Origin of the sequence: Streptomyces sp. NBC_00158 (genome assembly GCF_045160885.1) — a bacterium.
Taxonomy (GTDB): Bacteria; Actinomycetota; Actinomycetes; order Streptomycetales; family Streptomycetaceae; genus Streptomyces.
Genome location: NZ_CP108161.1, coordinates 4,828,961 through 4,848,535 on the forward strand (window position 1 = coordinate 4,828,961; position 19,575 = coordinate 4,848,535).

Annotated in this window: 15 protein-coding genes; 7 read left to right on the forward strand and 8 right to left on the reverse strand. The window is 71.1% G+C overall.

Annotated elements, in window-relative coordinates:
• The first annotated feature begins 7 nt into the window (after positions 1 to 7).
• Positions 8 to 910 (forward strand): LysR family transcriptional regulator, encoded by a 903-nt coding sequence (locus tag OG553_RS22230; protein WP_405980664.1) that lies wholly within the window; start codon positions 8 to 10, stop codon positions 908 to 910.
• Positions 911 to 1,418: 508 nt separating this feature from the next.
• Here the strand turns inward: OG553_RS22230 and OG553_RS22235 are convergent.
• Both OG553_RS22235 and OG553_RS22240 read right to left on the reverse strand, forming a co-directional pair.
• Positions 1,419 to 1,886, reverse strand: a complete 468-nt coding sequence (locus OG553_RS22235; RefSeq protein ID WP_405980665.1) for an NUDIX hydrolase — start codon at positions 1,884 to 1,886, stop codon at positions 1,419 to 1,421.
• Positions 1,873 to 2,469, reverse strand: a complete 597-nt coding sequence (locus OG553_RS22240) for an XRE family transcriptional regulator (protein WP_405980666.1) — start codon at positions 2,467 to 2,469, stop codon at positions 1,873 to 1,875. The genes OG553_RS22235 and OG553_RS22240 overlap by 14 nt, the downstream gene beginning before the upstream one ends.
• A 309-nt stretch (positions 2,470 to 2,778) precedes the next feature.
• Between OG553_RS22240 and OG553_RS22245 the strand changes: the two genes are divergently transcribed.
• Both OG553_RS22245 and OG553_RS22250 read left to right on the forward strand, forming a co-directional pair.
• Complete coding sequence (locus OG553_RS22245) at positions 2,779 to 2,967, forward strand: hypothetical protein (RefSeq protein WP_405980667.1); 189 nt, start codon at positions 2,779 to 2,781, stop codon at positions 2,965 to 2,967.
• Positions 2,960 to 3,214, forward strand: coding sequence for a hypothetical protein (locus OG553_RS22250; protein WP_405980668.1), 255 nt, complete (start codon positions 2,960 to 2,962; stop codon positions 3,212 to 3,214). The genes OG553_RS22245 and OG553_RS22250 overlap by 8 nt, the downstream gene beginning before the upstream one ends.
• A gap of 632 nt (positions 3,215 to 3,846) precedes the next feature.
• Here the strand turns inward: OG553_RS22250 and pepN (OG553_RS22255) are convergent.
• Positions 3,847 to 6,429 (reverse strand): aminopeptidase N, encoded by a 2,583-nt coding sequence (gene pepN, locus OG553_RS22255; protein ID WP_405980669.1) that lies wholly within the window; start codon positions 6,427 to 6,429, stop codon positions 3,847 to 3,849.
• Positions 6,430 to 6,567: 138 nt separating this feature from the next.
• Here pepN (OG553_RS22255) and OG553_RS22260 point away from each other — a divergent pair, with 138 nt between their 5' ends.
• Complete coding sequence (locus OG553_RS22260; RefSeq protein ID WP_405980670.1) at positions 6,568 to 7,074, forward strand: DUF1203 domain-containing protein; 507 nt, start codon at positions 6,568 to 6,570, stop codon at positions 7,072 to 7,074.
• 62 nt (positions 7,075 to 7,136) lie between these two features.
• Here OG553_RS22260 and OG553_RS22265 read toward each other — a convergent pair whose 3' ends face one another.
• Complete coding sequence (locus OG553_RS22265) at positions 7,137 to 8,165, reverse strand: aspartate-semialdehyde dehydrogenase (protein WP_405980671.1); 1,029 nt, start codon at positions 8,163 to 8,165, stop codon at positions 7,137 to 7,139.
• Positions 8,166 to 8,428: 263 nt separating this feature from the next.
• Here OG553_RS22265 and OG553_RS22270 point away from each other — a divergent pair, with 263 nt between their 5' ends.
• Positions 8,429 to 9,910 (forward strand): M28 family metallopeptidase, encoded by a 1,482-nt coding sequence (locus OG553_RS22270; protein WP_405980672.1) that lies wholly within the window; start codon positions 8,429 to 8,431, stop codon positions 9,908 to 9,910.
• Between the two features lie 119 nt (positions 9,911 to 10,029).
• On the opposite strand, the gene OG553_RS22275 is transcribed toward OG553_RS22270, so the two are convergent.
• Entirely contained in the window at positions 10,030 to 13,365 is a 3,336-nt protein-coding gene (locus tag OG553_RS22275; RefSeq protein ID WP_405980673.1) for a S8 family serine peptidase, read from the reverse strand.
• A gap of 274 nt (positions 13,366 to 13,639) precedes the next feature.
• Positions 13,640 to 14,206, reverse strand: coding sequence for a CGNR zinc finger domain-containing protein (locus OG553_RS22280; protein WP_405980674.1), 567 nt, complete (start codon positions 14,204 to 14,206; stop codon positions 13,640 to 13,642).
• 120 nt (positions 14,207 to 14,326) lie between these two features.
• Between OG553_RS22280 and OG553_RS22285 the strand changes: the two genes are divergently transcribed.
• A complete protein-coding gene (locus OG553_RS22285; protein WP_405980675.1) occupies positions 14,327 to 14,788 on the forward strand; it encodes a VOC family protein in 462 nt (153 codons plus the stop codon).
• A 23-nt stretch (positions 14,789 to 14,811) separates the two neighbouring features.
• Entirely contained in the window at positions 14,812 to 15,708 is an 897-nt protein-coding gene (locus OG553_RS22290) for a pyridoxamine 5'-phosphate oxidase family protein (RefSeq protein ID WP_405980676.1), read from the forward strand.
• Here OG553_RS22290 and OG553_RS22295 read toward each other — a convergent pair.
• Together OG553_RS22295 and pepN (OG553_RS22300) are read right to left on the reverse strand one after the other, a co-directional pair.
• Positions 15,684 to 16,646 (reverse strand): hypothetical protein, encoded by a 963-nt coding sequence (locus tag OG553_RS22295; protein WP_405980677.1) that lies wholly within the window; start codon positions 16,644 to 16,646, stop codon positions 15,684 to 15,686. The genes OG553_RS22290 and OG553_RS22295 overlap by 25 nt on opposite strands.
• Before the next feature lie 319 nt (positions 16,647 to 16,965).
• Entirely contained in the window at positions 16,966 to 19,518 is a 2,553-nt protein-coding gene (gene pepN, locus OG553_RS22300) for an aminopeptidase N (RefSeq protein WP_405980678.1), read from the reverse strand.
• Positions 19,519 to 19,575 lie beyond the last annotated feature (57 nt).

A 19,575-nucleotide genomic window follows, 5' to 3' on the forward strand; every position in this document is an offset into this window, starting at 1 on the left:
CCCTCTCGTGACCGACTGGGACATCAAGAAGCTCCGCATCCTGCGGACCCTGGCCGACCAGGGCACCGTGACCGCGACGGCCGAGGCGCTGCACATGACGCCCTCGGCCGTCTCGCAGCAGCTGACCAACCTCGCCCGCCAGCTGGGCGTACCGCTCCTCGAACCCCAGGGCCGCCGGGTACGCCTCACCGACGCCGCCCACCTGGTCCTGCGCCACACCGAAGCCGTCTTCGCCCAGCTCGAACGCGCCGACGCCGAACTCACCGGCTACCTGTCCGGCGAGGCGGGGGAGGTCCGCGTGGGCGCCTTCTCCACCGCCGTCCCGGTCCTGGTCGTCCCGGCGGTCGCCGCCCTGAAGCTCACCCACCCGGGCATCGAACTCCGCGTACGCGAGACCGAGGCGGCCGAGTCCTATGAACTCCTCTCCGCCGGCACCGTCGACCTGGCCCTCTCCCTCGCCGCGCACGCCCCGACCGCCCGGGACGCCCGCTTCACCCGGATCACCCTCCTGGAAGACCCCCTGGACGTGGCCCTCCCCCCGGACCACCCCCTGGCGGCCGCACCGGTCCTCCGCCTGGCGGACCTCTCGGCGGACCGGTGGATCTACGGCGGCAGCGGCCCCTGGTCGGAGATCACCCGCTCGGCGTGCGAACCGGCGGGCTTCGTCCCGGAACAGGCCCACTCGGCGTCCGGCTGGACCGCGATCCTGGCGATGGTCGAGGCGGGCATGGGCGTGGCCCTGGTCCCCCGCATGGTCGCGGCCCGAGCCTCGGGCGTAACGGTCCGCACCCTCACCCACGACCGCCCCACCCGCCACGTCATCGCCGCCCTCCGCCGCGGCGCGGAAGCCGGCCCGGCGGTGTCCCGGGTACTGCGGGCCTTGCAGGCTGCGGCGGCGGGGCTCGGGTGAGGGGGAGCGGGGTCCGGCCTGGGCGGGATCAGGGTTGGTTTGGGGGTTTCCCGTCAGTCCCATCGTCCTTCCGCGTCGGGCCGGCCTGTCAAGGGCGCTCCCTTCGGTCGCGTCGCTTCGCGATGGCCTTCGGCCACCCTTGACAGACCGGCCCGCCACGGAAAGCCGAAGAACTGCCGGGAAACCCCCAAAAGAACGGTCACGGGGGAGAGGACAAGGGACGGGCCCGTCAGCGATCAGGCGAGGGGCCGGGGCCCGGCCCGCCGGGCATCCGAGCCCTCAGCAGTCCCCATCCCGGGCCAGGGGCGCGACTATCCGCACGAGAGGTCGATCAGAGCGACCTCCGGAGCCCCCAGGCGCGTCAGATCGCTACGCGCTCCTCATTTCTCGGCGTCTTGCGACCGTCTATGGCTGATACCTGCACCAGAGGACGAACAGAGCAGCCCGGGCAGCCGCCAGGCGCGTCAGATCGCTACGCGCTTCTCTGGTCTTGGCGTCTGACGCCTGTCTAGGCCTGGTCTGTTAGCAGTTGGCGTCCGTCGTGGCTTCGTACGTGGGGGCTGTTGCCGTCGAGTGCGTCCAGGAGTCGGATGGCGTAGGCCTCGGACATGCGCTCGGTCACCTCGTCCGCTGTGAGCCACTGGACTGCCGTGGTTTCGCCTGAGACGCGTTCTGTGCCGCCGGAGGGCTTGCAGCGGAAGACGAGTGCCACCACTCCGGCCGTGACGTTCTTGTACACGCCGGTGAGCTGGTCCACCTCTACATGGATGCCCGTCTCCTCCAGCACTTCCCGCCGCACCCCGTCTTCAGGGGTCTCCGCCAGCTCCAGCACTCCGCCCGGTGGCTCCCATGTCCCGTTGTCGGCGCGGCGGATGGCCAGCAGTCGGCCGTCATCACGCACCACCACCCCGGCAACCGACACGGAATGGCGTGGCGTGGCGTTGACAGGGTCGCCTTCGTAGTCACGCCTGGGCATTGCTCTCCCTGATGTCGGTGCCACGGCTCCACAGCTCCTCGGCATGTTCGGCGAAGCGGTCGAACATGCCCTCTTTGCTCTGCCGGCGCAGGTGGAACATGGGTGAGTCGTGCCCGATGACACGAGCCAGATGGGGTGTGACGAGGGCGTCGGAGTCGAAGCGGAACACGCTGAGGCCGACGTGGTTGGTGGCGTCTTCGGGGGAACTGACACGGACTTCCAACCCGTTCAGAGGGCCGAGGCGGTCCAGTTGTTCGAGGGTCATGCGGATGCGGGCGGAGACGGTCAGTGCCGCGTCCTCGATCGCCTCGCGCTGTCGAGTGGTCTCGCCGTTCGGGTCGCCCACGAGGAAGCGGACCCGGCATCCGCTCTCGGTCTTCCTCCGGACGATCCCGGCGAAGTCGGGGATCATGGTCCAGAAGAAGTAGTTCGTGTACCCGGACAGCAGCATGTCGGTGGTCGTGTCAGCGACCAGCTTCGCCCACGTCGTGGAGGGGCACGCGGAGCGGTAGGGGTAGGAGTGGACCAACTCCTTGTCCTGTCCGACCTTCACGCGGCTGGTCACTGCTTCGGGCCAGATCATGTGCTCTTCAACTCCCAACACCCGAGCCACATCTGCACGGTTTCGAGCATGCGGCACCAGAGCGGGATCCGCTAACCACCGGGTGACCGTCTTCCCAGATACCCCCACCTGATCAGCCAGCTGGTGTGGCCTCACGCCTGCGTCGGCCATAGCTGAACTCAAGGCGGTGTTCAAGGGCCCTCCACTGGACATTTGGGCGTTCTCCGGAACATAGCGCGGAACGGCCCAACCGTCTTTGGATAAGGGCAGATACGTCCATACGTGGGGGAGCAGGCTGAGTCCGTCGGTGACCGAGTGCAGGAGGGTCTGATGGACGGGTATGAACGCGCGCTCAAAGGCGGGGTCGTGCTGACTCCTCCAGACCGGTTCACCTCGCTGGAACAGCTGGTGGCCACCCTGGCCGTAGTGTGCTCGGAAGGCCACGACCGGGCACGCCGCGTATTCGGTGAGGGTTATGAACGGCGGTTGCCGATCCTCGGTGGTGGGCGTGATGAGTGAGCAGTACGAATACGTCCCTCACCGCCTCCTCCGTCGTCGCGTCCGCGACATCGCCTCTGGCGTCGAGGGTGTCCTCATGGCGGTGATCAACGAGAACGTCTCGGACACCGGCATCGAGCGCTGGTTGGAACTGGCCTACATCCGGGGCGCCTCGGGCCGGGAGTTCACCACCGCCGTCACCAATGTCGAACCCGCCCCGGACCAGCCCAAGACGGCCGTCAGCCGCCGAGATCAGAGAAGCGCGTAGCGATCTGACGCGCCCACACGCTCCCTGGGCCGCTCTGTTCGTCCTCTGGTGCGGGTATCAGCCCAAGGCGGTCGCCGGACGCCGAGAAATGAGGAGCGCGTAGCGATCTGGCGCGCCCGGGGGCTCCGCAGGGGGCTCTGGTCGGCCTTTCGTGCAGGTAGGCGCGCCCCCTGCCTCGGAATCGGGACATCTGAGGGCCCGGATGCCCGGCGGGCCGGCGCCCGGCCCCTCGCCTGGTCCATGAGAGACCCGTCCCTTCTCCTCCGGACCGTGCCGTTTCTTTGGGGGTTTCCCGGCAGTCTTTCGGCTTTCCGGTTCGGGTCGGTCGGTCAAGGGTGGCCGAAGGCCATCGCGTAGCGACGCGACCGAAGGGAGCGCCCTTGAGGGACCGGCCCGAACCGGAAGGACGATGGGACTGACGGGAAACCCCCAACCCTCCCTGAGACCGTCCGAGGGGATCCCGCCCCCTCGGCCACTCACCCGCACCCGGGGGCGGGTGGGCAAACACCGACCCGCCCCCGCCCCCTCGCGGGGGAGATAGCGGGCCCGCGCGGCAAGCCCCGTACACCCCCCAAGCAGGACGGCCCCCGCCTCCCCGAAAGGGGAAGCGGGGGCCGTACAGGCAGGACCCGTCAGGCCTGGGCGGCGCCCGCCGCCGCGTCCGCGGACTGGGCCTTCAGGGCGCGTTCGACGCCCGAGCGGGATTCCGAGACCAGGCGGCGCAGGGCGGCGTTCGGCTCGGCCGAGGTCAGCCACGCGTCCGTGGCGTCCAGGGTCGCCTGCGACACCTGGAGCGACGGGTAGAGGCCCACCGCGATCTGCTGCGCGATCTCGTGGCTGCGGCTCTCCCAGATGTCCTTGACCACCGCGAAGTACTTCTCCGCGTACGGGGCGAGCAGCTCGCGCTGGTCGGTCTGGACGAAGCCGCCGATCACGGCCTCCTGGACCGCGTTCGGCAGGTCGGCCGACTCCACCACCGAGGCCCAGGCCTCCGCCTTGGCCCCGGCCGTCGGCCGGGCGGCCCGCGCGGTCGCCGCGTGGCGCTCGCCCGCGGCCGTCGCGTCCCGCTCCAGCTCCGCCGCGATGGCCGCCTCGTCCGCGAGACCCGTGGCCGCCAGGCGCTCCAGGAACGCCCACCGCAGCTCGGTGTCGACGACCAGGCCCTCGATCTCGGCCGAGCCGTCGAGCAGCGCCGCCAGGTAGGTCAGCTGCCCCTCGGTACGGGCCGTCGCCGCGAAGGCGCGGGCCCACGCCAGCTGGTGGTCGCTGCCCGGCTCGGCGCCGCGCAGGTGCTCCAGCGTGGCCTCGGTCCAGACGGTCAGGCCCTGGTCCCGCCACGCCGGGTCGGCGTACAGGTCGACGGCCAGCTTCACCTGGCGGTGCAGGGACTGCACCACGCCGATGTCGGACTCCTTGCCGATGCCCGACAGGACCAGCGACAGGTAGTCGCGCGTGGCCAGCTCGCCGTCACGGGTCATGTCCCACGCCGACGCCCAGCACAGGGCCCGCGGCAGCGACTCGGTGAAGTCGCCCAGGTGCGCGGTGACGTTCGCCAGCGACACCTCGTCGAGGCGGACCTTGGCGTACGACAGGTCGTCGTCGTTGAGCAGCACGACCGCCGGACGGGTCCGGCCCGCGAGCTCCGGTACGGCCGTCAGCTCGCCGTCGATGTCCAGCTCGATCCGGTCCGTACGGACCAGCTTGCCGCCGTCGAGGTCGTACAGGCCGACCGCGATGCGGTGCGGGCGCAGCACCGGCTCGCCCTTGGCGCCGGCCGGGAGCGCCGGGGCCTCCTGGCGGACGGCGAACGACGAGATCAGACCGGACGCATCGGTCTCGATCTCGGGGCGCAGCACGTTGATGCCGGCCGTCTCCAGCCACGCCTTCGACCAGGCGGTGAGGTCGCGGCCGGAGGTCTCCTCCAGCGCGCCCAGCAGGTCCGACAGGCGGGTGTTGCCGAAGGCGTGCGCCTTGAAGTACGCCTGCACGCCCTTGAAGAAGGCGTCCATGCCGACGTACGCGACGAGCTGCTTGAGCACCGAGGCGCCCTTGGCGTACGTGATGCCGTCGAAGTTGACCAGGACGTCGTCCAGGTCGCGGATGTCGGCCATGATCGGGTGGGTGGACGGCAGCTGGTCCTGCCGGTACGCCCAGGTCTTCATGGAGTTCGCGAACGTGGTCCACGCGTGCGGCCACTTCGAGCCCTCGGCGTAGGCCTGGCAGGCGATCGAGGTGTAGGTGGCGAACGACTCGTTCAGCCACAGGTCGTTCCACCACTCCATGGTGACGAGGTCGCCGAACCACATGTGGGCGAGCTCGTGGAGGATGGTCTCCGCGCGGACCTCGTACGCCGCGTCCGTGACCTTCGAGCGGAAGACGTACTGGTCGCGGATGGTGACCGCGCCGGCGTTCTCCATCGCGCCCGCGTTGAACTCGGGCACGAAGAGCTGGTCGTACTTCGCGAAGGGGTAGTCGTACGCGAACTTCTCCTGGAACCAGTCGAAGCCCTGCCGCGTGACGTCGAAGATCGCGTCGGCGTCGAGGAACTCGGCCAGCGAGGGGCGGCAGTAGATGCCGAGCGGCACGGACTGCCCGTCCGGGCCCTCGTACGAGGAGTGCACCGCGTGGTACGGGCCGACGATCAGGGCGGTGATGTACGAGGAGATGCGCGGGGTCGGCTCGAAGGCCCACACCCGGTCCTTGGGCTCTGGGGTCGGGGAGTTCGAGATGACGGTCCAGCCCTCGGGGGCCGTCACGGTGAACTGGAACGTCGCCTTCAGGTCGGGCTGCTCGAAGCTGGCGAAGACCCGCCGCGCGTCCGGCACCTCGAACTGGGTGTACAGGTACGCCTGCTGGTCGACCGGGTCGACGAAGCGGTGCAGGCCCTCGCCGGTGTTGGTGTAGGCGCAGTCCGCGACGACGCGGAGCTCGTTGGCCCCGGCGGCGAGGTGGTCCAGCGCGATCCGCGAGTCGCGGAAGACGGCGGCGACGTCCAGCGCCTTGCCGTTCAGGACGACCTCGTGGACGGCCGGCGCGACCAGGTCGATGAAGGTACCGGCGCCTGCCTCGGCCGACTGGAAGCGCACGGTGGTCACGGACGGGTAGGTGCCGCCCTCCTGTGCGCCGCTGAGATCGAGTTCGATCTCGTACGAGTCGACGGTGAGCAGCTTCGCCCGCTGCTGAGCCTCTTCACGGGTGAGATTCGTGCCAGGCACGCGTTCATCTCCTTTGATGGTGACGTTGCCCCGCCATCCTTCCACGCGGGCCGGGCCACCGGGCGGGACTAATCCAGAGGCGAACACGAGGTCCGATTCCTGCCAGACCGGGCCGGGCCGCCCGAGCACCCTGGACCCATGACCACCATCACCACGCACACGGCCCTGCCCATCCCGCCCTCCACCCTCACCGCCCTGCGGGCGCGGGACGACGCCGGGCGCCCCTGCACTCCGTACGAGGACCCCGAGGGCGGCGCGCCGCTGCGCTGCTGCCTGCGCCGCAGCCGGCCGGGGGAGCTGATCGCCCTCGTCTCGTACGCCCCGCTGCGCCGCTGGGCCGCCGGGGCGGGCGTCGACCCGGGCGCGTACGACGAGCAGGGCCCGGTCTTCGTCCACGGCGCGGAGTGCGCCGGACCGCCCGCCGGGTCGGACCTCCCCTTCGTGAACGCGGGGGCCCGGCGCACGGTCCGCCGCTACGACGCGGGCGGCCACATCCTCGGCGGCCGCGTCCTCACGCTTCCGGAAGCCGGCGCCGAGGCCGTCGAGCGGGCCCTGTCGGAGGCCTTCGCCGACCCGGACACCGCTCTGGTCCACGTCCGGGCGGCCGAGTACGGCTGCTTCCTCTTCGAGGTCCGCAGGCCCTGACGCGCCGGAGGGGCGGCGCCGTACCGGCACCGCCCCTCCGCTCACGACTCGTGACGCGTGCGTCAGCCGCGCAGCTCCTCGGCGACCAGCTCCGCGATCTGGACGGCGTTCAGCGCGGCGCCCTTGCGGAGGTTGTCGTTGGAGAGGAACAGGGCGAGGCCGTTGTCGACGGTCTCGTCCACGCGGATGCGGCCCACGTAGGAGGCGTCCTTGCCGGCGGCCTGGAGCGGGGTGGGGATCTCGGACAGCTCGACGCCCGGGGCGTCCTTCAGCAGCTCGTACGCGCGCTCGACGCTGATCGGACGCTCGAAGCGGGCGTTGACCTGGAGCGAGTGGCCGGAGAAGACGGGGACGCGCACGCAGGTGCCGGAGACCTTGAGCTCCGGGATCTCCAGGATCTTGCGGGACTCGTTGCGGAGCTTCTGCTCCTCGTCGGTCTCGAAGGAGCCGTCGTCGACGATGGAGCCGGCCAGCGGCAGCACGTTGAAGGCGATGGAGCGCTTGTAGACGCCCGGCTCGGGGAACTCGACGGCCTCGCCGTCGTGGACCAGCTTGGTCGCCTCGGAGGCCACGGCCTTGACCTGGCCGTCGAGCTCGGCGACGCCGGCCACGCCGGAGCCGGAGACGGCCTGGTAGGTGGTGGCGATCAGGGCGGTGAGCCCCGCCTCCTCGTGCAGCGGGCGCAGCACGGGCATGGCGGCCATGGTGGTGCAGTTCGGGTTCGCGATGATGCCCTTGGGGCGGTTCTTGATCGCGTGCGGGTTGACCTCGGAGACGACGAGGGGGACCTCGGGGTCCTTGCGCCAGGCGGAGGAGTTGTCGATCACGACGGCGCCCTGGGAGGCGACCTTCTCGGCGAGGGCCTTGGAGGTGGCGCCGCCCGCGGAGAAGAGCACGATGTCCAGGCCGGAGTAGTCGGCCGTGGAGGCGTCCTCGATGGTGATCTCGCGGCCTTCCCACTCCACGGTGGTGCCCGCGGAACGCGCCGAGGCGAACAGCCGCAGCTCGTCCACCGGGAACTTCCGCTCGGCGAGGATGCCGCGCATGACTCCGCCGACCTGTCCGGTGGCTCCGACGATTCCGACCCTCACGGTGACTCCTTCAAATACGTGGACGCGGGCGCGCGTGAAGCCATCATGCGTTCGACCCCACGAGGCTTGTCCAATCCATTGTCCGAGGTGCGGACAGTGTCAGGTCCGTGAACCCCGGTGACGAGTCCGTGACGGCCGTGTTTCAGCGCCCCTGAAGGTCCGTTTTGCCTGGTCGGGGCGGGTTAGCTTCCGTTCAGCCGTGATCGTTATCCGGACGCGGCCCACCAGAATCCGACACACCCGCACCCCGGGGGGACTGCACCATGCCGAACATCCACCGCCACCGCCGGTCCATACCGGCCCTCGCCGCCCTCGCGGCGGCCGCCGTCGCCGCGCCCGTGCTGCTGGCCGCCACCCCGGCCAGCGCCCACCCGCGCGAGGGCCGGCTGGCCCAGGAGCTGGTGGAGGAGGTCACCGCGCGCGGGGCCTACCGCCACCTGGCGAAGTTCCAGCAGATCGCCGACGCCAACGGCGGCAACCGGGCCGCGGGCACCCCCGGCCACGCCGCCTCGGCCGCCTACGTCCACGACACGCTGAAGAAGGCCGGGTACGAGGTCTCGTACCAGGACTTCGACATCTACGAGGCGCACACGAAGACGGAGAAGACCACCGTCCTCGGCGACCAGCCGCGCGAGCTGGCCACTGCGGCCTTCACCTTCACCAAGTCCACCCCGGCCGGCGGACTGGCCGCCCCGCTCGCCCTCGCGCGGGTCGACGAGACCCCGGGCTGCACCGCCGACGACTACGCCTCCGGGACCTTCACCGGGAAGATCGCCCTGGTCAAGCGGGGTGCGTGCACCTTCGTGGAGAAGCAGCGGGCCGCCGCCGCGGCGGGCGCGATCGGCGTGATCGTCTACAACCACAGCGGCACCACCCCGGTCCGCGGCGGTTTCTCCTCCCCGGCCGAGGGAGTCATCCCGAGCGCGGGCATCACCCTGGCCGACGGCGAGGCGCTGGCCGCGGCCGCGGCGAAGGGCGAGGTGAAGGTGCGCCTGGACCTGGACCAGGAGCACGTGAAGAAGACCACCCGCAACGTGATCGCCGAGACCCGGGGCGGCCGCGCCGACCGCGTGGTGACGGTCGGCTCGCACCTGGACTCGGTGCCCGAGGGCCCCGGCATCAACGACAACGGCTCCGGCTCGGCCGGCCTCCTCGAAGTCGCCCTGAAGCTCGCCGACGAGGGCGCCAACAAGAAGAACAAGGGGCCCGCCAACAAGGTGAGGTTCGCCTGGTGGTCGGCGGAGGAGCTGGGCCTGCTGGGCTCGGAGCACTACGTCGCGCAGCTGTCCGAGAAGCAGAAGAGGGACATCGCGCTCTACCTGAACTTCGACATGATCGCCTCGCCGAACCCGGCGCAGTTCGTCTACGACGGCGACGACTCGGACAAGACCGGTGCGGGCGCCGGCCCGGCGGGCTCGGCGCAGATCGAGGCGCTGATCAACGGCTTCCTGGACAAGAAGGGCAAGCCGCACGAGGGCAGTGACTTCGACGGCCGCTCGGACTACGGCCCGTTCATCGAGAACGGCATCCCGGCGGGCGGCACCTTCACCGGCGCCGAGGGCATCAAGACGGCCGAGCAGGCCAAGCGCTACGGCGGCACCGCCGGGGCGGCGTACGACCCGAACTACCACGGGGCGGGCGACAACCTGAAGAACATCGACCTCAAGGCGTTCGACACCAACCTGGACGTCATCGCCCACGCGGTCGGCACGTACGCGGAGTCCCTGCGCACGCTGGGCAAGTAGCCGGCGCGACGGGGGAGCGCGTGACGGCGTAACGGGGGAACACAGGAGGGGCGGTGCTCGGTCGAGCACCGCCCCTCCGTCATGCGTTCACGCGTTCACGCGTTCAGCCGGTCACGTCGTTACGGGATGACCTTGTCGATCTGCACGCTGCCGGTGCCGGCGGCGGTGCCGCGGGCGTTGAGCAGCTGGACCTGGCCGAAGAACTGACGGCCCTCGGGGGCCGCGCCCGTCACCAGGACGTTCGCCGAGACCTGCGCGGAGGCGCCGGTGGCGAGGTTGACCGCGGCGGCCTCGTCGACCTGGACGGAGCCCAGGGCGGCGGAGAAGAACACGTCGCGGTAGTCGTACGTGGTGGTGCCGGCCGGGATCGCGTAGCCGATCACCTTGATGGTGTAGGTGCCGGCGGCGGGCTTGACCAGGCTGACGGACTCGTCGGAGTCGCCGTCGGCGGAGGAGCCGACCTTGACGCCGTCCTTGTAGACCTCGAGGTCGAGGTCGGCGGCGGTGTCCGAGGGCTTGTTGATCGCCACGTCGAGGCGGGCGGCGCCCTCACCGACGGTGACCTCGGTGGTCTTGGTCTCGCCGGCGGCGATGGTCGGCTTGTCGACCTTCGCGGAGCCGAGCGGGCCACCGCGCAGCTTGCCGCCGGAGATGGCGGCGGCGTCGTTCTTCACGGTCCACTGGACCGGCGCCGGGGTGCCCTGCTTGACCTCGGGCAGGACCTTGACGGCCGGGTCGAAGCCCGCGCCGAGGACGGAGACGTCCAGCTTGAACGGGTTGTCGAGCAGCGGCGACGTACGGCGCGACTCGACCTCGATCTCCCAGACGCCCGGCTGCGGGTTCTCGTACGAGCGCAGGTCGGGGCGGCACTGGTTGGCCGGGTTGTCGTAGTTCGGGTAGCACTGGGTGGTCGCGCTGTCCTCGACGCCCGTGCCGTACGGGTGGATCGAGATGAAGCGCGTCTGGCTGCCCGCCGCGAGCCCGCCGAGGGCGACCTCAAGGGTCTTGGCGCCCTGCGGGACGGTCACGAAGTACGACTTGTGGGTGTTGCGCTGCACGGAGGACTTGTCCGACAGCGTGAAGGACGGCTTCGCCAGCGGGGTGGAGGCGACGACCGTGGCCAGGATCTGCTTGTCGACGCCCTCGGTGGTGGGGTCGTCGAGCTGCAGGATGCCGCTGTGGACGCCGGCCGACTTGACGTTGGCCTCGACCTTGATGGTGACCGGCTTGTTCAGCGGCAGGGTGACGTAGTCGTAGCCGCCACCGCCGACGACCTTGAAGGTGCCGTCGTTGTTGCGCCAGCTGATGTCGTGCCGGGTGCCGTACTTGACGCCGGTGGTGCGGGTGACGACGACGTCGTAGACCTTCTTCTGGCCGACCTTCAGGCCGCCCTCGCGGTCGTAGAGGCCGGTGCCGAAGCCCGGGGTCTTCAGGAACTGGTCGAGCGCGGTGTCGACGGGGGCCTTGACCGTGAACTCGTTGGCCTTGGCGCCGCGCTGGATGGACTCCCACGCCTTGGGGATGTCGATGAGACCGGCACCCTGTGCGTGCGCCGGAACGTCGTCGATCTTCTTGGCGGTGCTGGTCAGCGCCACGCGCAGGTTGGCCGGGGGCAGGGCGATCTTCGCCTGCTTGGCGGCCGAGATCAGCAGGGCGCTGGCGCCCGCGGCCTGCGGGGAGGACATCGAGGTGCCCTGGAGCATGCCGTAACCGGCCGGGAGGTTGTAGCCGGCCTCCTTCACGGGCGCACCGGGCAGCCAGGTCTGGATGGTGTTGATGGCCGCGCCGGGGGCGGTGATGGTCGGCGTGAACCCGCCGTCCTCACGCGGACCGCGCGAGGAGAAGGGGAACATGTTGTACTTCTTGGTCACGCCGGAGCCGTAGTTGGCGGCCCAGGTCTCCTTGGAGACCGCGGCACCCACGGAGATGACCTTGTCGGCGAGGCCGGGGTCGCCGATGGTGTTGACGCCCGGACCCTCGTTGCCCGCCGAGATGACGAGCTGGACACCGTAGGTGTCGATGAGGTTCTTGTAGAGCTCGGAGCGGGCGTTGTTGCCGTCGTTGAGCGCGGGCAGGCCGCCGATCGACATGTTGACGATGTCGACGCCGCGGTTGACGACGAGGTCGATCATGCCCTCGGTCAGCGCGACGTTGGTGCAGCCGCCGGACCAGGAGCAGGCGCGGGAGGAGACGAGCTTGGCGCCCGGCGCCTGGCCGTTCATCTGGCCGCCGAACAGGCCGTTGGCGGCGGTGATGCCGGCGACGTGCGAGCCGTGCTCGGACTCGATGATGCCGATGTTGACGAAGTCGGCCTTCTTGCCGACCCAGTCGCCACCGAGCGGGTCCATCTTGACGTCCTTGCGGATCTCGATGGTGAACGGGATCCGCTCCGCCACCTCGGTCGCCGGGTCGTCCTTGCCGAAGTAGCCGATCTGGAAGCCGTCCTTGTACGGCTTCATCGGCTCGTTGTTGGTGAAGTCGCCGTCCTGGTCGGTGTCGACGCGGACGGTGCCGGCGGCCGGGTCGTAGAGCATGCCGAACCGGTCGGTGGTGTCCCCGTCCCGGTTGACGTCGCCCTTCATGTCGCCGTTGGCGGTGATCGACTCGCTGAAGCGGCTCCACTGGAAGTTGCCCTCGGGGGCCTTCCAGCTCTGGCCGCCGGCGGTGAAGGCGCCGCCCGTGGCGGTGACCGGGGTGATCTGGGCGCGCCAGGTCCCGTCGTTGTCCGTGATCGGGTCGGTCGCGGTCACCCAGTCGACGATCTTGCGCTCGCCGGTGGTGGTCTTCTGCAGCGCGGGGTGGCTGACGTCGACGCCCGAGTCCATGATGCCGATGGTCACGCCACGGCCGTCGGCCTGGGGGTTCTTCTTGACGAAGTCCACCGAGCCGGTCTCGAACGAGGGGTTGTACGGGTTCTTGGCCGGGGTGTTCTTGTCCGGCGCCGGGTAGCTCTCGGCGGCGGTCTTCTTGGCCGAACCGTCCTTGCTCGCCTCGGGGCGCGGGTCCGGCAGCTTGATCTCGTGCCGCAGGTCCATGCCGTGCACGGACTCCAGCTTGGCGGCCGCCTTGAGAGCGGCCTCCGCCTTCTCGGTCGGCAGGGTGGCGCGTACGTAGCCGAGCTTGTCGTACGTCTGGCCGATCGAGGCGCCCTGGACGGCGTCCAGCTGGTCGGCGACCTGCTTGGTCTGGCCGGGGGCGGTCGCGACCATGACGGTGACGGTCGCGTCACCCTTGGCCTTGGCCTCCTGGAGCAGTTCGGCGTCGGCCGAACCGAGCTTCTGGTCCGCGGACTTGACCGGGGCGGTCGTCCACGGGTCGTCGCCGGCCGCCGCGAAGGCGGGCACCGCGCCGGTGGCGCAGAGGGCGGCCACCAGGCCCGCGGCCGCCGCGACGCGGGCCGCGCGCCTGGTGCCGGGTATGGCCCCGGTGGTGGAGCTGGGGGAGTCGAGGGTCATCAGCATCCCTGGCTAAGTGAAAGATACGGTCCGGATTTCGGTGCCGGATGACCGGTCAGCTTTGCCTAAGTGACTGCTGTTTGGGGAGTGTTGTCATTGACCGAGACCTGACATGGCGGGTTCCCGTCAATGCGGAGTCTCCGCCACTGAGGACATGTCGGGGCAAGCCGGGGCGACTCGCAGCGCCCTGTGTGTTGATTTATCGACTTCCCGACCGTGTTGAGGGGAAGGATCGGGCTTCCGTCTCAGGGCCGGTGTGACAGATTCCGACCGTTCAGCGCTCGCGCGTGCGCGCGTAGTGCCGCGAGGCCTTGGCGCGGTTGCCGCAGACGGCCATGGAGCACCAGCGCCGGGTGCCGTTGCGCGAGGTGTCGTGGAAGTGCAGTACGCAGGTCTCCGAGGCGCACTTGCGGATCCGGTCGGGCGCGGTGGCCAGCAGGCCGAGGTAGTCGCGGGCCGCCGTCCAGGCCGGACCCCAGGAGGGATCGGCGAACTCGGCGCGCTCGCCGGGGCCTTCGGCGGTGAGGGTGGCCCGGATCCGGCCGTGCTCCAGGACGGAGTCCACCAGGGAGCGCGCGCCCTCGTCGGCCGGGTCCGCGACCGCGCGGGCGATGGCCTCGCGCGCGGTCAGCAGGTGGACCAGGGCCGACTTGTCGGCGCGGAAGCGGCCGGCCAGGCCCGCGCTCTCCAGCCAGACGGCCAGTCCCTCCAGCCGGCTCAGCCCGAAGGCTCCGCCGAAGAGGTCGGCGATCTCGCCGTCCAGCATCCAGCGCGTGTTCAGCAGGTCGAGGGAGACCGGCTCGCCGGTCAGCGGACGTGGGTCCGTGGTCGGTGCCGTCATGTCCGCCTCCTCGCGCCGCTAACCCCTCAAGGGTACGTGACCGGTTGACGAGCCCCGCTCTAACCTTTAATCTCGATTTAGAAGGTTAGGAACTCTCGGACCTCGGGGAAGGGAACCCTCATGTCGACCGCCAACACCGGCACGCTCCGCACCGGGCACATCGGCCTCAACGTCACCGACCTGGACCGCTCGCTCGCCTTCTACCGCGACGCCCTCGGCTTCGCGCTGCTGGGGGAGGGCAAGGAGGAGGGCCGCAGGTTCGCCTTCCTCGGCCGGGACGGCGAACTCGTCCTGACCCTCTGGCAGCAGGCGGAGGGCCCGTACCGGCCGCAGGCCGCCGGACTGCACCACCTCGCGTTCTCGGCCGGCGCGATCGAGGACGTCCGGGCGTACGAGGAGCGGCTGCGCGGCCTCGGCGTCGAGTTCGCCCACGAGGGCGTCGTCGCCCACAGCGAGGGCGCGGCCTCCGGCGGGATCTTCTTCCACGACCCGGACGGCACCCGTCTGGAGATCTCCGTGCCCACCGGCGCGCAGGACGCTCCCGCCCCCAGCGGGGCCGCTCCGACCTGCGGCTTCTTCTAGGAACTCAAGGATTGGGGGACGTCATGGGCCGGTACCACGAGGGCTCGCTGGCCGTACAGGAACGGGTGGGCGTACGCGAGCTCGCCGAGCACGTCGGCCGCTCCATCGGCGCGGACATCCGCGAGGTCGCGGCGGCCTTCCTCGCCCAGCAGCCCCACCTGGTCGTCGGCGCCGCCGACGGCGCGGGGCGGCTGTGGGCCTCGCTGCTCACCGGCGCGCCCGGCTTCGTACGGGCCACCGGTCCGGACCGCATCCGGGTCTCGGGGGGCCTCCCGGAGGGTGACCCGCTGGCCGGGGCGCTGGCCACCGGGGGCACCCGGGTCGGCACGATCTCCCTCGACCCGCGCACCCGGCGCCGGATGCGGCTGAACGGGACCCTCGCCGTGGCTCCCGGCGGCTTCGAGGTGGCGGCCGAGCAGGTGTTCTCCAACTGCCCGAAGTACCTGCAGAAGCGGCAGCCGCTGGAGCTGGTGGCCGAAGGGCCCGGTGTGGTGCGGCGCGGGGACGCGCTCACCCCCGGCCAGGAGCGGGCCGTCCGCGCCGCCGACACCTTCTTCGTCGCCACCACCGCCGCGGCGGACGGGGCCGACGCCAGCCACCGGGGCGGGATGCCCGGCTTCGTGGAGGTGCTGTCGCCGACGGAGCTGCTCTGGCCGGACTACGCGGGCAACGCGATGTTCCTGACCCTGGGCAACCTGGCCGCCGACGGGCGGGCCGGGCTGCTGTTCCCCGACTGGGAGGGCGGCGGGCTGCTCCAGCTGAGCGGGCGGGCCCGGACCGAGTACGGACCCGGCGGGAGCCGTGCCGTGCGCTTCCGGGTGGAGGCGGTGGTGGAGGGCCTGCATCCGGGGCGGCTGCGCTGGAGCGCCCCGGAGTACTCCCCGGCCAACCCGCCTCACCGGGGAAGTACGACCAGGTAGGCGGCGGGCTCGCGGTCGTCGGACGCCGTCAGGGCGGTCCGTACGACCGCCGCCTGCTGCTCGGGCCAGTCGCGCAGCTTGCGGGGCGTCAGGTAGAGGACGGTCACCCCGAGGCGCTCCAGGGTCTCCCGCTTGCGGACCGCCTCCGACCAGTCCTCGTCCTCGCCCTGGCGGGGTGCGCGGGTGTCGATCTCGATGGCGACGGCCTGCTCGGGCCAGTACGCGTCGACCCCGCCCAGGTGCGGGCCGCCGGGCAGCCGCAGGTCGACGTTCCAGACGGGCTCGGGGAGCTCGTAGCCGCGTACGAGCTGGTACAGCCGGTCCTCTGCGATGGCCCGGCCCTCGGCGAGGAGGGACTCGACGGCGTCGACCACGTGCGGCCGGTTCAGCAGCCGGGCGACCGTCAGCTCCCGTACGACGGCGGCCGGTTCGCAGTGTCCGCCGCGCACGGCCTCGCTGAGGATGCGGCGCACCGTGCCGGCGTCGGAGACCTGCCCGACGGCGTCGGCGACGGCCCGCGCCACCGGTGCCACCGGCAGGCCGGTCACCTCGACCGGGCGGGGCGGGGTGTGGGCGCGGACGATGCGGACGTCGCCGGTGGAGCGCAGGCGGCGGGTGTTCGGCACCAGCACGTCGATGTGGGAGAGGGCGAGCAGGGCGGGGGTGGCGGAGAACCGGTAGAGCGCGAGGGCGGCCAGCCCGGTGATCATGACCTCGCCGCTGCCGCGCCGGCCGGCGTACAGCAGGGCGGCGTGCAGCCGCTCCTCGCTGGTCGCGGGGCCGGAGTGGAGCAGGAACACCCCGGGCAGCACCTGCTGCCAGGGCCGCCCGGCGGCCTCGGAGGCGCTGACGCCGTGCTCGCGCAGCTGCGCGAGGGTCAGCACGCGGGGGCGGCTGGCGGTGAGGTGGGCGAGGGGGAGGGGTGCGTTCTGGTTCATGACGCGGTGATTCCCTCAGGCCATGGCCTTGCTAACCCCTGTTACACGCCCGTCGACAAATCCGGACAAGCCGGGGCTAAAGTACGGGCGTTCGAGTGCCGAAAGGGGCCTCGCCCTCTGATCACCCTATGACCTCACAGGTACCGCCGAACGCGCTACGGGGCGAGTGTTCCCCCCGTACCCGGCGCCGACAGGGACCCGCCTCCGGCAGGGACCCGCCTCCGGCAGGGAGATCGACACCGTCAAGGGTCTGCTGAACCACCGCACCACGGGGTCCGGCAGGGTGCGGGGCCGCCGGCCCGCGCCCTGCCGGACCGGGTCAGACCGCCGCGTCGCAGGCCTGGCCGCGCAGCGCGCGGGCCAGGTCGTCGCGGGACTCCAGCACCAGCCGGCGCAGCGCGGGGGCCGCGTCCGGGCGGGCGGCGAGCCACGCGTCGGTCGCCTCGACCGTGGCCCGCGCGTCCTGGAGCATCGGGTAGAGCCCCTTCACCACGTCGATGCCGATCTGGATCGACCGCTGCGCCCAGACCCGCTCGATCACCTCGAAGTAGCGCCCGGTGTAGCCCGCCAGCAGCTCCCGCTGCGAGCCCTGCTGCATCCCGGAGATGGTGGCCTCCACCAGCGCGTTCGACAGCGCGTCCGACTCCACCACCGCCGCCCACGCCTGGTCCTTGACCGCCGCCGACGGCCGGGCGGCCAGGCACCGCACCTGGTGCCGCTTGCCCGAGGCCGTGTCGTCCCGGGTCAGCTCGGCCTCCACCGCGGTCTCGTCCAGGGCCCCGTGCGCCACCAGTGGCAGCAGGAAGTCCCAGCGCAGCTCCTGGTCGATCTCCAGCCCGTCGATCCGCGCCGTGCCGTCCAGCAGGCCCAGCAGCAGCTGGAAGTCGCCCTCCGTCGCCGCGCTCGCCGCGAAGAACCGGGCCCAGGTCAGCTGGTGCTCGGAACCCGGCTCGGCCAGCCGCAGCTCGTGCAGCGCGCCCGCGGCCAGGTCCCGCCCGGTCTGCTCGCGCCGCTGCGCCGGCGTGTAGTGGGTCACAGCGCTCAGCGCCTGCGCGTGCAGCTGCTGGAGCACGCCGACGTCGGTCTCCCGGCCCGCGTGGGCGAGGACCAGCGAGACGAAGTCCCGCGCGGGCATGAGCGCGTCCCGCGTCAGGTTCCACAGCGCCGACCAGCACAGCGCCCGCGCCAGCGGGTCCGTCAGGTCGCCCAGGTGCCCGCGCAGCGTGGCCAGCGAGGCCTCGTCGAAGCGGATCTTGCAGTACGTGAGGTCCTCGTCGTTGACCAGGACCAGGTCCGGCCGCTCCAGCCCGGCCAGTTCCGTGACCACCGTCCGGCCGCCCGCCACGTCCGCCTCGGCCCGCGCGTAGCGGGCCAGCGATCCGTCCGCCTCCAGCCGGTACAGGCCCACCGCGACCCGGTGCGGGCGCAGCTCGTCGCCCTCCTGGACCACGGCCAGCTCGGTCAGCCGCCCGGCCGCGTCCGAGGTCACCACCGGCGTCAGCGCGTTCACGCCCGCCGTCTGGAGCCAGGCCCGCGACCACTCGGCCATGTCCCGCCCGGAGACCTCCCCGAGCACCGACAGCAGGTCGTCCAGGGTGGTGTTCCCGTACGCGTGCGCCTTGAAGTAGCGCCGCGCGCCGTCCAGGAACGCCTCCCGGCCCACGTACGCGACGAGCTGCTTCAGCACCGCGGCGCCCTTGGCGTACGTGATGCCGTCGAAGTTCAGCTTGGCGTCCTCCAGGTCACGGATGTCGGCCGTGATCGGGTGCGTGGACGGCAGCTGGTCGGCCCGGTAGGCCCAGGCCTTGCGGCTGTTGGCGAAGGTGACCCAGGCCTGGTCGAAGCGGGTGGCCTCGACGAGCCCGAAGGAGCCCATGAAGTCCGCGAAGGACTCCTTCAGCCACAGGTCGTCCCACCACTTCATGGTGACCAGGTCGCCGAACCACATGTGGGCCATCTCGTGCAGGATGACGTTCGCGCGCCGTTCGTAGGAGGCCTGCGTGACCTTCCCGCGGAAGATGTACTCCTCGCGGAAGGTGACCATGCCCGGGTTCTCCATGGCGCCGAGGTTGTACTCGGGCACGAAGGCCTGGTCGTACTTCCCGAAGGGGTACGGGTAGTCGAAGATCTCGTGGAAGAGGTCGAAGCCCTGCTTGGTGACGAGGAACACGTCGTCGGCGTCGAAGTGCTTCGCCAGCCCCTTGCGGCACATCGCGCCCAGCGGGATGGTCAGGTCCCCGCGCGTGTAGGTGTCCGTGACGTAGTGGTACGGGCCGGCCACCACACAGGTGATGTACGTGGAGATGGGCGCGGTCTCGGCGAAGCGGCGGGTCTGCCCCTCGCGGGACTCCTCCGCGCCGTTGCTCCACACCTGCCAGCCCTCGGGCGCGGTCACCTCGAAGCGGTAGGGCGCCTTCAGGTCGGGCTGCTCGAAGTTGGCGTACACGCGGCGGGCGTCCGCCGGTTCGTACTGGGTGTAGAGGTAGACCTCGCCGTCCTCGGGGTCCACGAAGCGGTGCATGCCCTCGCCGGTCCGGCTGTAGGCGCAGTTCGCGTCGACGACCAGGACGTTCTCGGAGTCCAGGCCCTCCAGCGCGATCCGCGCCCCGTCGAAGACGGCGGCCGGGTCCAGCGCGCGCCCGTTCAGGGTGACGGAGTTCACGGAAGGGGCGATCAGGTCCGCGAAGGAGGACGCGCCCGGGACGGCGGCCCGGAAGCGCACGGTGGTCACCGAGCGGAAGGTGCGGGGGCCTTCGGCCGGTTCGGCCTCGTCCACCGCGGACCTCAGGTCGAGGACCACCTCGTACCCGTCGACGGACAGCAGCTCGGCCCGTTCACGGGCCTCGTCGCGGGACAGGTTCTCTCCGGGCACGTTGCACTCCTTCGTGCGTGATCGCGGTCTTCGCTCGAATCCTCCCACGGGGAATGC

Coding starts and splice junctions, on each gene's coding strand:
- OG553_RS22235 (WP_405980665.1), bottom strand. CDS start 1,886: ATGCCCAGGCGTGACTACGAAGGCGACCCTGTCAACGCCACGCCACGC.
- OG553_RS22240 (WP_405980666.1), bottom strand. CDS start 2,469: ATGATCTGGCCCGAAGCAGTGACCAGCCGCGTGAAGGTCGGACAGGAC.
- OG553_RS22245 (WP_405980667.1), top strand. CDS start 2,779: ATGGACGGGTATGAACGCGCGCTCAAAGGCGGGGTCGTGCTGACTCCT.
- OG553_RS22250 (WP_405980668.1), top strand. CDS start 2,960: ATGAGTGAGCAGTACGAATACGTCCCTCACCGCCTCCTCCGTCGTCGC.
- OG553_RS22260 (WP_405980670.1), top strand. CDS start 6,568: ATGACCACCATCACCACGCACACGGCCCTGCCCATCCCGCCCTCCACC.
- OG553_RS22270 (WP_405980672.1), top strand. CDS start 8,429: ATGCCGAACATCCACCGCCACCGCCGGTCCATACCGGCCCTCGCCGCC.
- OG553_RS22275 (WP_405980673.1), bottom strand. CDS start 13,365: ATGACCCTCGACTCCCCCAGCTCCACCACCGGGGCCATACCCGGCACC.
- OG553_RS22280 (WP_405980674.1), bottom strand. CDS start 14,206: ATGACGGCACCGACCACGGACCCACGTCCGCTGACCGGCGAGCCGGTC.
- OG553_RS22285 (WP_405980675.1), top strand. CDS start 14,327: ATGTCGACCGCCAACACCGGCACGCTCCGCACCGGGCACATCGGCCTC.
- OG553_RS22290 (WP_405980676.1), top strand. CDS start 14,812: ATGGGCCGGTACCACGAGGGCTCGCTGGCCGTACAGGAACGGGTGGGC.
- OG553_RS22295 (WP_405980677.1), bottom strand. CDS start 16,646: ATGAACCAGAACGCACCCCTCCCCCTCGCCCACCTCACCGCCAGCCGC.